This is a genomic window from Draconibacterium sp. (genome assembly GCF_041583095.1).
Classification (GTDB): Bacteria; Bacteroidota; Bacteroidia; order Bacteroidales; family Prolixibacteraceae; genus Draconibacterium.
The window spans coordinates 1-13,526 of record NZ_JBFHGM010000132.1 but is presented as its reverse complement, the minus strand read 5'-3'; the positions used below and the strand labels follow the sequence as shown (position 1 = coordinate 13,526).

Annotated in this window: 12 protein-coding genes; 9 read left to right on the top strand and 3 right to left on the bottom strand. The window is 41.4% G+C overall.

Going from position 1 to position 13,526, the window contains the following annotated elements; translation table 11 throughout:
- Nucleotides 1–303: 303 nt before the first annotated feature.
- Complete coding sequence (locus ABZB17_RS13110) at nucleotides 304–792, bottom strand: Spy/CpxP family protein refolding chaperone (protein ID WP_372650797.1); 489 nt, start codon at nucleotides 790–792, stop codon at nucleotides 304–306.
- Between the two features lie 254 nt (nucleotides 793–1,046).
- On the opposite strand from ABZB17_RS13110, the gene ABZB17_RS13105 reads away from it, so the two are divergent.
- The 6 genes from ABZB17_RS13105 to ABZB17_RS13080 all read left to right on the top strand — a co-directional run bounded on the left by ABZB17_RS13105 (nucleotide 1,047) and on the right by ABZB17_RS13080 (nucleotide 7,628).
- Nucleotides 1,047–2,714 carry a S41 family peptidase gene (locus tag ABZB17_RS13105; protein WP_372650796.1) on the top strand — a complete coding sequence of 556 codons (1,668 nt, stop codon included), beginning with the start codon at nucleotides 1,047–1,049 and terminating at the stop codon, nucleotides 2,712–2,714.
- Between the two features lie 176 nt (nucleotides 2,715–2,890).
- Nucleotides 2,891–3,736: a mechanosensitive ion channel family protein gene (locus ABZB17_RS13100; RefSeq protein WP_372650795.1), complete on the top strand. Its 846-nt coding sequence runs from the start codon at nucleotides 2,891–2,893 to the stop codon at nucleotides 3,734–3,736.
- A gap of 24 nt (nucleotides 3,737–3,760) precedes the next feature.
- A complete protein-coding gene (locus tag ABZB17_RS13095; protein ID WP_372650794.1) occupies nucleotides 3,761–4,714 on the top strand; it encodes a mechanosensitive ion channel family protein in 954 nt (317 codons plus the stop codon).
- A 6-nt stretch (nucleotides 4,715–4,720) separates the two neighbouring features.
- Complete coding sequence (locus tag ABZB17_RS13090) at nucleotides 4,721–5,149, top strand: nucleoside 2-deoxyribosyltransferase (RefSeq protein WP_372650793.1); 429 nt, start codon at nucleotides 4,721–4,723, stop codon at nucleotides 5,147–5,149.
- A 119-nt stretch (nucleotides 5,150–5,268) separates the two neighbouring features.
- Nucleotides 5,269–6,675, top strand: coding sequence for a Gfo/Idh/MocA family oxidoreductase (locus ABZB17_RS13085; RefSeq protein ID WP_372650792.1), 1,407 nt, complete (start codon nucleotides 5,269–5,271; stop codon nucleotides 6,673–6,675).
- Between the two features lie 20 nt (nucleotides 6,676–6,695).
- Nucleotides 6,696–7,628, top strand: coding sequence for a sugar phosphate isomerase/epimerase family protein (locus ABZB17_RS13080; protein WP_372650791.1), 933 nt, complete (start codon nucleotides 6,696–6,698; stop codon nucleotides 7,626–7,628).
- A 55-nt stretch (nucleotides 7,629–7,683) separates the two neighbouring features.
- Here ABZB17_RS13080 and ABZB17_RS13075 read toward each other — a convergent pair whose 3' ends face one another.
- Both ABZB17_RS13075 and ABZB17_RS13070 read right to left on the bottom strand, forming a co-directional pair.
- The gene (locus ABZB17_RS13075; RefSeq protein WP_372650790.1) at nucleotides 7,684–8,085 is read right to left on the bottom strand and encodes a DUF2752 domain-containing protein; all 402 of its coding nucleotides are present in this window, start codon (nucleotides 8,083–8,085) and stop codon (nucleotides 7,684–7,686) included.
- Nucleotides 8,086–8,091: 6 nt separating this feature from the next.
- Nucleotides 8,092–8,382 (bottom strand): CD225/dispanin family protein, encoded by a 291-nt coding sequence (locus ABZB17_RS13070; RefSeq protein WP_372650789.1) that lies wholly within the window; start codon nucleotides 8,380–8,382, stop codon nucleotides 8,092–8,094.
- Between the two features lie 485 nt (nucleotides 8,383–8,867).
- Between ABZB17_RS13070 and ABZB17_RS13065 the strand changes: the two genes are divergently transcribed.
- From ABZB17_RS13065 to ABZB17_RS13055, 3 genes are all read left to right on the top strand, one after another.
- The gene (locus ABZB17_RS13065) at nucleotides 8,868–11,345 is read left to right on the top strand and encodes a TonB-dependent receptor domain-containing protein (protein ID WP_372650788.1); all 2,478 of its coding nucleotides are present in this window, start codon (nucleotides 8,868–8,870) and stop codon (nucleotides 11,343–11,345) included.
- Between the two features lie 225 nt (nucleotides 11,346–11,570).
- Complete coding sequence (locus ABZB17_RS13060; protein WP_372650787.1) at nucleotides 11,571–11,930, top strand: BlaI/MecI/CopY family transcriptional regulator; 360 nt, start codon at nucleotides 11,571–11,573, stop codon at nucleotides 11,928–11,930.
- On the top strand, nucleotides 11,930–13,526 hold a 1,597-nt coding region (locus ABZB17_RS13055; RefSeq protein ID WP_372650786.1), incomplete at its 3' end, for a carboxypeptidase-like regulatory domain-containing protein. The genes ABZB17_RS13060 and ABZB17_RS13055, both read left to right, overlap by 1 nt.

The window sequence follows — 13,526 nt, the reverse complement described above, 5'->3', positions numbered from 1 at the left end:
TAGCAATTTATCAATAGAACAATTTAGCAGTAGTATACAAATCTATTGTGTCCTATGTACCTAATATGGTTCAGTTCTTAGTGTCTTTGAGTTTAATACAGTCCCAGTTTTCAGTTTTACAATTTAGCAATGGAACAATTTTGCAGTTTTACAATTTAACAGTTTCGCAATTTTAACTAATATCTATTGTGTCCTATGTACCTAATGTGGTTCAATTCTTATGTCTTCGTGTTTAAAGAGATTCAATCATAAAAAAAGCCGGCAAATTGAATTACCGGCTCCAAAACATCTATCTATTTACCACTAAGCACCGTGTTTAAATCGATCACGGCTTGTTGGTTTTCTCTTAAAATCGCTGTCTCTTCTGCTTTTCCGTTCATCAAGCTTAATACGTTGTTCATCACTTAACATCGAACGGATTTCCTGGTGTTCCTTAGCCCTTATTTTTTGAATTTGTACCTCAACATCAGCCATTTTTTCAATATTGTAATTAATGGCTTTCATGTCTGCTTTTTCCGCTGTAGTTAGCGTGCGTTGTTTGGCTTTTAATTCGTTCAATTCATTGCGCAACGGCTGAATTTCTTTGGTCGATTCAAGCCGAAGTTCTTTCAGTTTCTCTTGTTGTTCTTCAGTAAAGAAGTTTTTAAAACCTGCCCTTTCCCTGTCAAAATGCCTGGCCATCATTTCGCGTTGTTCGGGCGATCGCCGTTGTTGTTCCGGTTGCTGTGCCATTGCGGTAAGCGAAAAAGCAAATACCGCAATTAATGCTAAACTTAAAATTCTTGTTTTCATGATTCAATAAAATTTAATTGTTCCGTTTTCAGGAGCTTTGACGATCGTGTTTTGCAATGGTTTAACGTAACATTTTTTTTAACCACCTTTAACTTTTCGGCCTGAAAAATGTTCTACCGTTAGCATAAACCTTTGGTTTTAATATAAATTAACGTAATGGATTGCCGGGATGCGTCACTGATATCAGGCAAGATTTGTTACTTTTGGCAGTTCGATGCAATTGTGCAGACAGTGAATTCAGAAAAGAAGGAATTATGAAGAAAAGATTATTAATAGGAGTAATGATAGTTGCGGTAATTGGTATTAGCTTTTTTAGCTTTACCCGCGACGAAAAGAATTTTGAAATTGCAAAGAATCTGGATATTTACCATACTTTGTTTCGCGAGTTGAACATGTTTTATGTTGACGAAGTGAATCCGAATGACCTGGTAAAAACCAGTATTGATAAAATGTTATCCTCGCTCGATCCGTACACGAATTACATTTCGGAAGATCAAATGGAAGATTTCCGCTTTATGACTACCGGCGAATATGCAGGTATCGGGGCGTTAATCAGCAAACAAAACGACAACATTATAATTGCCGAACCCTACGAAGGATTTCCGGCACAGAAATTTGGAATAAAAGCAGGTGACATTATTCTCGAGGTTTCGGGAAAAGACACCAAGGATATGAATACCGAGGATGTAAGTTCGCTGTTGAAAGGACCGGCCAACAAACCTGTTACTATAAAATTGCAGCGTCCCGGCCAGAAAAAGCCTTTTACGGTTGATGTTGTTCGTGAGAAGATCAGTATCGACGCCGTTCCTTATTACGGCATGATCGATCAGAACACGGCCTACATTCGTTTGTCGAATTTTACAACCAACTGTAGCGACGATGTAAAAAAGGCTTTCCTGGAACTAAAAGAAAATAACCCTGACGGCTTAATTCTCGATTTGCGCGGCAATCCCGGCGGGTTGTTGGTTGAAGCTGTAAAAATTGTAAACTTATTTGTGCCAAAAGGCGAAGAGATTGTAAGCACCCGGGGCAAAGTAAAACAATGGGACAAAGTGTATAAAGCAACGGCTGAACCTTTGGACACCACAATGAAAATTGCTGTTCTTGTAAACAGCGGTTCGGCTTCGGCATCCGAGATTGTATCAGGTGCTATTCAGGATCTCGACCGCGGAATTATTGTGGGTACGCGCACATTTGGAAAAGGATTGGTGCAAACCACACGCGATTTAAGCTACAATACAAAACTTAAGGTTACTACCGCTAAATATTACATTCCGAGTGGCCGTTGTATTCAGGCGCTGGATTATTCGCACCGCAACGAAGACGGCAGTGTGGGCCATGTTCCTGATTCGCTGATTACTGAATTTACAACCAAAAAAGGCCGCAAAGTATACGACGGCGGTGGCGTTGTTCCCGATGTAAAAATTGAAGGCGACAGGCTGAGCAGTTTGAGTATTGAACTGGTTACCCGTTTTATGATTTTCGATTTTGCCACAAAATATTCAAACGAAAATGAAAGTATTCCTGAGCCGGAAGAATTTTCGATTACCGACGACATTTACAAGCAGTTTGCCGATTTTGTTGAGCAAAGTGGTTTTAAATACGAATCGGCATCGCAAGACGATCTGAAAGAGTTGTTGGAGACAGCAAAGCAGGAAAAATATTACGAGCTGGCAAAAGAAGAGTTTGATGCACTGGCAGCTAAAATTGAACCGGATCTGGATAAAGACTTATCGGTTTTCAGACCTGAAATCAGCGAGTTGCTGGAAAGCGAGATCGTTTCGCGCTATTATTACCAAAAAGGATCGATAAGAGCATCGATTAACGACGATAAAGGAATAGTAAAAACTATTGAGGCACTACATTCTGAAACAGCTTATGCTGCTTATTTTAAGCCAGGCCAGGTTGTTGGAGTGAATTAAGAAATACTGTTCGACACAGGATTAAAGGAGGTCTTTTTTTAAAAGGTCTCCTTTTTTTTCAACCATACTGCCCGTTTGTTGTTTGAATAATTAAACTGAATCATTATCGCCCTCAAAACTTTTCAAATCTTCCGGTTTTTAGTACTTTTCTAACTCCAATAGTTTGATAAAGAGTTATGACATTTAAAGAGATTTTAAACATTGAATTATACAGCAAAGGAGATTTTGCAATTACAGTTTACAACATCTTTCTGATACTTGTTGTTGTTCTGATCACCTTAATAGCGCTGAAAATTATCCGCCGCTTCTTCAAACGTTTTATCAATAAACAGGAAGCCGAACGGCGCTCTTACTGGTCGATTTACCTGATATTAAGGTATGTCGTCTGGGTAATTATAATCGTTTTTCTTTTAGAATCGTCGGGGCTGAAAGTTTCGGTTTTACTGGCGAGTATTACCGCCCTGTTGGTGGGTGTTGGATTTGGTATTCAGCAACTGTTTAGCGATATCGCATCGGGGATTGTATTGCTGGTTGAACGAAACCTGCAAATCAACGATGTCATTCAGCTGCAAGATGGAACAGTAGGGCGGGTTATCCATATCGGGTTGCGCACATCGCGGTTAAAAACCCGCGACGATATTATTCTGGTTGTACCCAATTCGAATTTTGTAAACGATAAAATTATTAACTGGAGCCACATGGATTACAACACCCGTTTTTCGGTTGATGTTGGGGTGGCTTACGGATCAGATACTAAACTGGTAACACAGATTTTGCTTGATTGCGCTGCAAAAAACAACAATGTTTCGCTTTCGCCAAAACCCTTTGTAAGGTTTAAGAATTTTGGCGATTCGGCACTCGAGTTTCAGGTTTTCTTTTGGGTACGCGAGTCGTTTTGGGTTGAAAATACCAAGAGCGAAATACGCTACGCCATTGATGATGAGTTCCGGAATAATGGCGTGCAAATTCCTTTCCCACAGCGCGATATACACATTAAAAGTACCGTTGAACATGCAAAATAATTTTGAAAAAAACACACTGTTTATATGAAAAGAATTATCAAATTTATTATCCCGTTTTTATTGCTGCTTATAGCGGTATACTTTAAAATATTTGTTGAAAAGAGCGAATTGGTTTCACCCGATTGGTATTACTTTTTTAATAAAGTAGGTTCCATTTTACTTATTGTAAGTATTGCATGGGGTTTGATGGCCATTTTGCGTGCCTTTAAAAAGGTTATCCTTTCCAAATTAGATACATCGCAGGAAGATAATTTACGCCAGCGAAAGTTTCTTACGCAATTCAATATCATGGAAAGCATCATTTATTTCCTGATTGTTTTAATTGCCATCGGTGCATCGCTAATGTTGTTCGAAGAAGTGAGGCAGCTGGGAATCAGTCTTTTTGCGTCTGCAGGTGTTGCCGGTATTATTATTGGTTTTGCAGCACAAAAGCTTATTGCAACTGTTTTGGCCGGTTTACAAATTGCCATTACGCAGCCCATCCGTATCGATGATGTGGTTATTATTGAAAATGAATGGGGGAGAATTGAAGAGATTACACTTACCTACGTGGTTGTAAAAATCTGGGATCAGCGCCGTTTGGTGGTACCATCCACCTATTTTTTCGAAAAACCATTTCAGAACTGGACACGCAACACCTCCGAGATTTTGGGAACCGTGTTTTTATATACCGATTATCATGTTCCGTTTGATGCCTTGCGTAAGGAGCTGACGCGCCTGCTCGAGAGCACTCCGCTGTGGGATAAACGGGTGAATGTATTGCAAGTTACCGACGCCAAAGAATATGGGGTTGAAATACGTGCTTTGGTAAGTGCCAAAGATTCGCCAACAGCGTGGGATTTGCGCGTTTTTATCCGCGAGAAAATGATTGAATTTATCCAGAAGAATTACCCGGAAAGTTTACCGCGGACTCGTGTTGTTTTTGAGCAGGGAGAACAAAAGTCAACCACTAATATACCAAGCAAGAAAAAAGCCTAAATAGCAATGAAGATCTATTTTGCCGGTTCAATACGCGGAGGCCGACAGGATGCCGGCCTATACGAGCAAATTATTCAGTACCTGAAAACCTTTGGCGAAGTGCTTACAGAACATGTTGGCGATCCCTCGTTAACCAGTGCAGGCGACGACGGACCAAACGACCGGTTTATTCATGATCGTGATTTGGAATGGCTGCAAAGTTCTGATGTAATTGTGGCCGAAGTAACTGCAGTGTCGATGGGAGTTGGTTACGAAATTGGCCGGGCTGTGGAAATGGGTAAGCCGGTACTTTGTCTTTTTCGGGAAGGAACTTGTTCTAATTTATCGGCAATGATCGCCGGATGTAGCAATGTTAATCTGATTTATTATTCAGAATTTGAGGAACTTAAAAAGCCACTTCAAAAATATCTGTTTTCTTATAAGGGGTCTAAATAACTCCAACATAATCTCCGACAATACATTTTTTAATTTTTCATTGCGTCCTTTTGACAAAATCAATTATCTTGTGTCCAATTTCGAAAAAAAAAATTGATCACGAATAAAAATCTAAACCTATGGATTCAAAGAAATCTAATCAATTAGACCGAAGGAAATTTCTTGGTCTTTCAGCACTGGGATTATCCAGTTTGACCATCCTTCCAAGTTGGACTATCAATGGCATTAAAATCGCTCCAAGCGACAGAGTTACAATGGGTTTTATTGGCCTTGGTCAGCAAGGTATGAATGACTTCCGAAGTTTCTCGGCAGTTCCCGGAGTAGAAGTTGTTGCAGGCTGCGATGTTGACAGCATGAAAACAGAACGTTTTAAACGTACGGTTGAAGAATGGCAACAATCGTTGGGATTATCTCCTCGTGTGGATAAGTACGAACAATATGAAGAACTGCTTGAGCGCAAAGACATCGATGCAGTAGAAATTTGTACGCCCGACCACTGGCATGCTTTACAAACCATTCACGCTTGCCAGGCCGGTAAAGACGTGTATGTTCAGAAACCACTTTCGTTTACTATTGTTGAAGCCGAAAAAATGGTTCGCGTGGCAAACGATACAAAACGTATTGTTCAGGTAGGTAGTCAGCAGCGTTCAAGTGCTGAATTCCAAAAAGCTATCGCATTGGTTCAAAGTGGCGCTATTGGTCACATCGACAAAGTTTATGCTAAAGTTGGCGATCCGCCGGCACCGCTTGATTTACCTGAGATGAAAGTTCCCGGGAACCTGAACTTCAACCTTTGGATGGGTCCGTTGAATGATCCTAAAATACATTACCATCCGGATCTTTGTCCTCCTATTTCGCTCGATCCGGCGGAAAGAGAAAAATTATGGGGTGCATGGCGCTGGTACCGCGAAACCGGTAATGGATTTACTGCCGACTGGGGTGCGCACATGTTCGATATTGCACAGGCTGCTATTGGTATGGACGGTTCGGGTCCTGCTGAAATTATTCCTAAAGGAGTTGACGGTGCCGATTACCTGACATTTAAATACCTGAACGGTGTTGTGATGACAGAACAACCGTACCTGGAAGATATGCCAAATGCACAGGGTATTAAATTCATCGGCGACGATGGTTGGATTGAAGTAGCGCGCGGATACCTGGCTTGTTCAAAATCAGAATTAGTTCCTGATGAGTTAAGAGGTAGACGTCCACAGAACCTTACTCCGGAAGAGCGCAGAAAAATGTTCGAAGAAATGCAGAAAGCACAGGCAAAAGGTGGTGGCAGCTTCGAGATCAGTTCTCCACACATGGACGATTTCATCAGCTGTGTTCGTTCTCGTCAAAAACCAATCGCTCCGGTTGAAGTAGGTGCAAGTACAGCAATCACTTGTTGTTTAGGAAATATGGCTACTGAATTACAACGTTCGGTAAAATGGAATCCTGCAACACATAGCTTCGGAACCGATAAAGAAGCATGGAACCACCGTTTGTATGATTACCAATACCGTGGTTCGTATAAACTATAAATCAACCAACTAAAAACCTTATGGATAAAAGAGAATTTTTAAAAAAGATGGGTCTGCTTACCGCCGGAGGTATGGTAGCTGGCTCGATAAAGCCTGCCAGTGCTGCCGCTATGGTTGGCATGGGCAAAAAGGAAATTGGTTTGCAAATCTATTCTCTGGGACGAGAATTGACTGCCGATGTTCCGAATGGCTTGAAAAAAATAAAAGATATTGGCTACAGCACCATCGAGCTTGCTGGTTACGGCAATCGTAAAATGGGAGAATATTCAGTTGAAGAATACAAAAAACTGGCTGATGATGCAGGTTTGAAAATTACCAGCTCGCACGTAAATCCACCCACTCGTGATATCACGAAAGATAAATTGGGAGAAATTGCTGATTTCTGGAAACAAACCGTTGAAGACCATGTGAAATTTGGGGTGAAAACGTTGGTTCAGCCAATGATGCCAAATGTGCCAACACATGATGCCGTAAAAGTGGTTTGCGAATCGTTCAACAAAGCCGGCGAAATTGCAAAATCAGCCGGAATTAAGTTTGGTTACCACAACCATAGCATGGAATTCGGACGTGTTGTAAAACCGGAAGACAAGGATAAGCCACGAAATCCGTGGATGCCTGTGGGTGATGTAATTTACGACCTGTTCCTGAATGGTACCGATCCGGATTTGGTATTCTTCGAAATGGATGTTTACTGGACGGTGATGGGCGCAAACGATCCGCTGGAGTACTTCGAAAAGTATGCCGGCAGATTCCCTGTACTGCATATTAAAGACCGCTCGGTTCTCGGCCAGTCGGGAATGATGAACTTTAAAAACATCTTTAACAAAGCTTACGATAATGGACTGGAAGCTTTTTATGTGGAACTGGAAGGAATCAGAGGCGGAAGTATGACACAGTTTGAAGGTGTTGAAAAATGTTTCGATTATTTAAATGACGCTTCATTCGTGAAGTGATCCTAACTAAGTTAAATACATAAACGGGTGCGTTTTCGCATCCGTTTTTTTGTGTCTATCCCACTGGTGCAAGCACATTAAACGGATACCAAGGCAGGTTTCGTGCAATCCAAAACAGAATAACTATCGCTAAAACAATTAAGGGCGTTTGTTTTTTGTAAAACAGGTTAGGTAGTTTCCACCCAAAAGCTTTATTCAGTAACGGATACAGGTAGTGATACAAAATAAATAACGCCGCCGGAAGAAACAAAAAGTTATAGCCCACTACACCGGCAAAATCAAAATGCAACAAACTGTGTAAAGCGCGTTGCGAGCCGCATCCCGGGCAATAGCCCCCGGTTAACGAATGAAACAGGCACTGCGGGAATATTTCGTGTTGGGCAGGGTCGAGAACAAAAAAAAGAACTGCTACTCCAAGAATTAAGAGTAGCAGTATGCTATTGATTGTTCGTTTCATTTATTATTAATTAAAAGCTCCCTGCATTATTCCTGCAAGTACGCCAAAAATCGATAGTATTACTGCTAAAATTACCCAGGCCAAACCGGCTGCAAACGACACCCAGGCCCATAATTTGGCATTTCTACTGGCCGACAGGGCTGCCTCGTAATTTCCTGCATTCCAGTGCGAATTTACCTGCGCGGCAAAAACAATGGCAACAATCCCAAATATTTTTCCGCAAAACAGGGTGGTAAGTATGGCAAATACCAGGTAATTAGGTGGCGGTACTTGCGGGTGATTTACTTGTTCGTTCATGATAAGTAGTTTTTTAAGACTTGATGAAAGCAAAGTTAAACGAACGAATAAGTATAACAAAGTATATGTTGTAAAATACAGCCTGAAATTTAACCTTATATATACTGAAAGTTAAACTAAATCTTAAAATATATTAAAATCAACCATCAATTTATTGTCTAAAGTTGATGTGATTCGATTCACACTATTTTTGCAATCCTTATGGATTAAGTAGCAGAAGGCACTTTTTCCATAGATTTTAAGTTTTGGTAGAATGCCATCCGGAGGGGTGGCATTTTTTTTAAAGGCTATCCATTTTACAGTTGTAGGTTTTTTCGGAATAGCGCAATTAAGAAACCACCCCAACAACAGAGAACAAAACTATGTAAATACCCTGGCAGTGTTGAGATACGTTAACAACTAATTAACACGCATGGATTAAACTAAAAACGGAATAAACGGTCTTAATATAGTGAAGCAAACAAAAGGAAACAATTTAAACAGTAATGAAGTACTTGAAGAACGTAATTTTAATAGGCCTTCTATTTGTTGGGGTGAATTCTTATGCATTAATTGAAGACCCTGTAAAAGAGAATGACCCAAACGATGATGGTAAAGGAAAAATAGTGGGAACGATTTTAGAGAAGGATTCGGAAACTCCCATGGAATTTGCCAATATAGCCGTTTATAAAGAGACCGATTCAACGCTTGTAACCGGCGGTATTACCAACGAAAATGGAGTATTTGAAATTACAAATTTAGAATATGGCGATTATTACCTCGTGGCCAATTTTATAGGTTTTAATGAGGAAAATGTGGTAGATATTAAGATCGATCGTAGCAACCGTGTACATGATTTGGGTGAGATCAATCTTGCTCCATCAACCGTTGCTATTGGCGAAGTAAATGTGGTAGCCGACAAAGCTGCCGTTGAATACAAGCTCGATAAAAAAGTGGTTAACGTTAGCCAGGTTATCAGTGCCATTGGCGGTACAGCCGTCGATGTTTTGGAGAATACACCTTCCATTCAGGTTGATATTGAAGGTAATGTATCCTTACGCGGATCGGGAAATTTTACCGTCTTAATAGATGGCCGCCCAAGCGTTTTAAGTGGTAGCGACGCCCTGCGCCAGATTCCTTCTTCGGCAATCGAGAATATTGAAATCATTACCAACCCATCGGCAAAATACGAACCCGATGGTGCGGCAGGTATCATTAACCTGGTTATGAAAAAGAACTCGATGAACGGACTGAACGGAATTGTAAACGCCAGCGTTGGCACGGGCGATAAATACCGTGGCGATTTTATGCTGAACTACCGTTTTGAAAAACTGAACCTGTTTTTTGGTGCCGACTGGAGCGATGAAATCAACAATGGGAAAATGGCTTCGGAACGTGAAACGTATTACAATGATACGACTGAATTTTTGAACATGGGTGGCGACCGCAAGTGGATTCGTGGAGGACACCGTTTTAAGGGTGGTGCCGATTTTTACCTGGGCACCAATACCACTTTAACCCTTTCGGGCGAAACAGGAACTTCGGAACGTGGCAGCGAAGGTGGCGGCCGAACCGAAAATTTTACTGTACCGGCCTCGGAACAAATATTATCAATCAGCGATGAAACCTCGGAACGTAACAACGATTTTTACACCCTGAACATGAATTTTCAGCATAAATTCGATGATAACGGACACCGTATTGAGGCTACGGCTTACTACTCGGATGAGACCGGAACCGACAATGAAATAGAAGCTGAATTGCTTGCCGACGAGAATTGGAATCCTACCAACGAATATTTGTCGAATGTGTCGACGCTGGAAACAGAGGATGAGCAAGACATTCGTTTAAAACTCGATTATACCTATCCGTTTAGCGATGATGGCCGTTTTGAGGCTGGTTACCAGGGAAGACTGGAAAGTGAATATGAAACACTTGAATTTCGCGATTTCGACCAGGAAAGTAATTCGTGGGTAATCAACGATGAATATTCCAGTTCTACCGATTTTCAACGCGATATACACGCAGCTTATTCTACCTACAGCAACAAGGTGGGCAAACTGGCGTACATGGCCGGTTTGCGTGGAGAGTTGACCGTTCGCGAAATAAAAAATACAAGTGCTGAAAATGTGTCGTCGTTAAATCGTTTCGATTTGTTTCCTACGGCACACTTTTCGTATCCTTTAGCACAAACGGCTGATGTTACCGCAAGTTACAGCCGAAGGATAAACCGACCAAGTGGCCGCGACCTTGACCCAACACCGAATTATTACAACCGTTATACCATTCGTTTTGGTAATCCCGATTTGGAACCTGAATACACCAACTCGTACGAACTTGGTTTTATGAAACGCTTTGGTGAATCACGTTCGTTTGTTTCGGCCGATGTGTTTCGCAGGGTAACCAACAATAAAATAGACCGCACACAGGAATTGGGCGAAGACGGTATTTTTTACATGTACACCGACAATTTTGATAAAGATTACAGCACCGGTCTTGAAGTTACCGGAAACCTGAGTTACAAAAAATGGTTAACCGTTAATACCAGTGTGAACGTTTACGATTATAAAATTACCGGCGAGTTAAATGGTGAATCCATCGACCGGCAAAGTACAAACTGGGGTGGCCGAATGAATACCACCTTTAAATTTGCTGAAAATTCGCGCCTGCAGGTAAATGCATTTTACCGCGGTAAATCAGTATCGGCACAGGGCGAAAGCGGTGCCATGTTCTTCACCAATGTTTCGTATCGCCAGGAGTTTATGAATAAAAAACTTTCGGCAACGGTTAGCGTTCGCGATCCATTGGGAACCGGGCGTTTTGAACGCACAAGCTATGGCGACGACTTTAAAAGCTGGTTTCGTTTTGAGCGCGAACCACGTGTCGTAATGCTGACATTAAGCTACAAGATTAATAACTTTAAAGAAGAACGTCGCGGCGAAGGTGGCGGAGATGGAATGGACATGGGTGGCGAAGAATTTTAACGATAATACGCAAAGACAATACTATTGAATGCCGTTCTTTTTAAAAGAATGGCATTTTTTTATCTCCGAAGAAGTACTTATTCCATGCGGGTTTTGAAGGTGCCTGGTCCGATTAGAACTGAAAAATTCGTTTAATAACTGAAAAAACAGTTGCGAAACTGAAAAATCAGTTGTATGTTTGTCTTCATGTTGAGCGAAATGACAACAAACTTGAAAGAAGGAAAAATGAAAAAACTAACAAAAAAGGAAGAGGAGTTGATGAAGATCCTCTGGAAACTGGAAAAAGCATTTGTAAAAGACATTGTTGAGTTGTATCCCGATCCAAAACCGCATTACAACACCATCTCGTCGTTGGTGCGTTTGTTGCAGGATAAAGGTGTGATCGGTTTTAAACAATACGGCAACACCTATCAGTATTTTCCGCTTATCTCGAAAGAAGAATACCGCCGTTCGTTTATGAACCAGGTGGTAAGCGACTATTTCGATAACTCGTACAAAAGTGCTGTGGCCTTTTTTGTAAAAGAGAAAAACCTGTCGGAAGACGAGATCGACGAGCTGGTCAACCTCATCAAAAACAAAAAGTAATGGAAGATATTATCCTCTACATCGGAAAGGCAGCTTTGGCGCTAGGTGCTTTTTACCTGGCTTACCTGGCTCTTTTCCAGCATCAGAAACATTTTCTGTTTAATCGGATTTATTTGCCGGTGTCGTTTCTGGTTAGTTTCCTTATTCCGCTCATTACCTTTACCAAAGTAAATTACATAAAGCCGATTCCGGTTGCTGTTTCAGAAAGTTTTGCTTTTCTGCCCGAAGCCGTTGTGGCTAACGAACCACAATTTACCTTCCAATGGTATCATTACCTCTTGGCGATTTATGCACTCGGAATAGTTGTGTTTCTGTTGAACCTGCTTATCGGGCACCTCAAAGCCATAAATATCATCCGATTTAGCCGCCTGAAAGAATTGTTTGGTGCGCAAGTTAACCTGACTTTAAAGGATGTGCATCCATTCTCATTCTTCTCGCGAATTGTGCTGTCGGAAAAAACATTGAAAAATCCCGATCTGAAAATGATCGTCGATCACGAAATGATTCACGTAAGAGAACGTCATACGCTCGATATTCTTTTTGCCGAGCTATTGTTTCTCTTCCAGTGGTTTAACCCCTTTGCCTGGTTAATCCGCGACGCGATGCGAAATAACCTGGAATACCTGACTGATCATCAGGTAGCCCAAAATCATAATGCCGAAGCTTATCAATTGGCCATGGTAGGATTAGCGCATAAAAAAGGAGTGGCTCCCTTTTTAACTGCGCTTAACGGCTCACAATTAAAAAACCGTATTATCATGATGAAAAAGAAAACAGAAAATCGGTACAGCCTGCTAAAACAGCTGGTTGTACTCCCCCTGCTGGCCATTTTAATTATGGGTTTGTCGAACAAAGAAGTAAGAACCGAAGTGCTTCACAATGACGCCCAGCTTAAAGTAGTTGTTGATGGTGTTGAGCTTCCTGCCGATCACCCCGATTTGATGAAAATTGACTTCTCCAATGGATTTGATGGAGGTGAAGTGATAAATGCGCTTGGCCTTGAAGACAAAGTTGTTGCCAATGCACTGTCGTTTGATAAGAATCCAAAAGAGGATGGAGTTTACTGCATCCAAACCAGCGATTATGTTCCAGGAACCAACACCGGTTTTGAGCAGGCTGTTAATGGAACGCCAACTTCGGAACTTACCATTAAAGGAAAAATCACCAACGACAAAGGTGAACCGATTCCTGCAGTGGCAGTGCTGATAGAAGGAACCACAACCGGTACTATTTCCGATTTCGCTGGAAATTACGTGATAAATGTAGTCGGCGAAGATGCAGTTCTTGTTTTTAATATGTTGGGTTATGAGTTCAGAAAAGTTCCGGCCAACAAAGAGGAAATTAATGTGGTGCTGACTAAAAGCGATATCGACTCGAAGCAATCGCCAAACGGCGTTGTGGTCGAATCTGGGCAGATGGTTGCAGGAAAAATTACCAACGAAGATGGCGATGCAATTCCGGCCGTAGCCGTATTGGTAGAAGGAACCACAACTGGCACTATTTCCGATTTTGCAGGCAACTACGAAATAAGCACCGATGAAAACTCAACGCTGGTATTTTTAATGATTGGTTATGCTGAAAAGAAGATTGACGTTG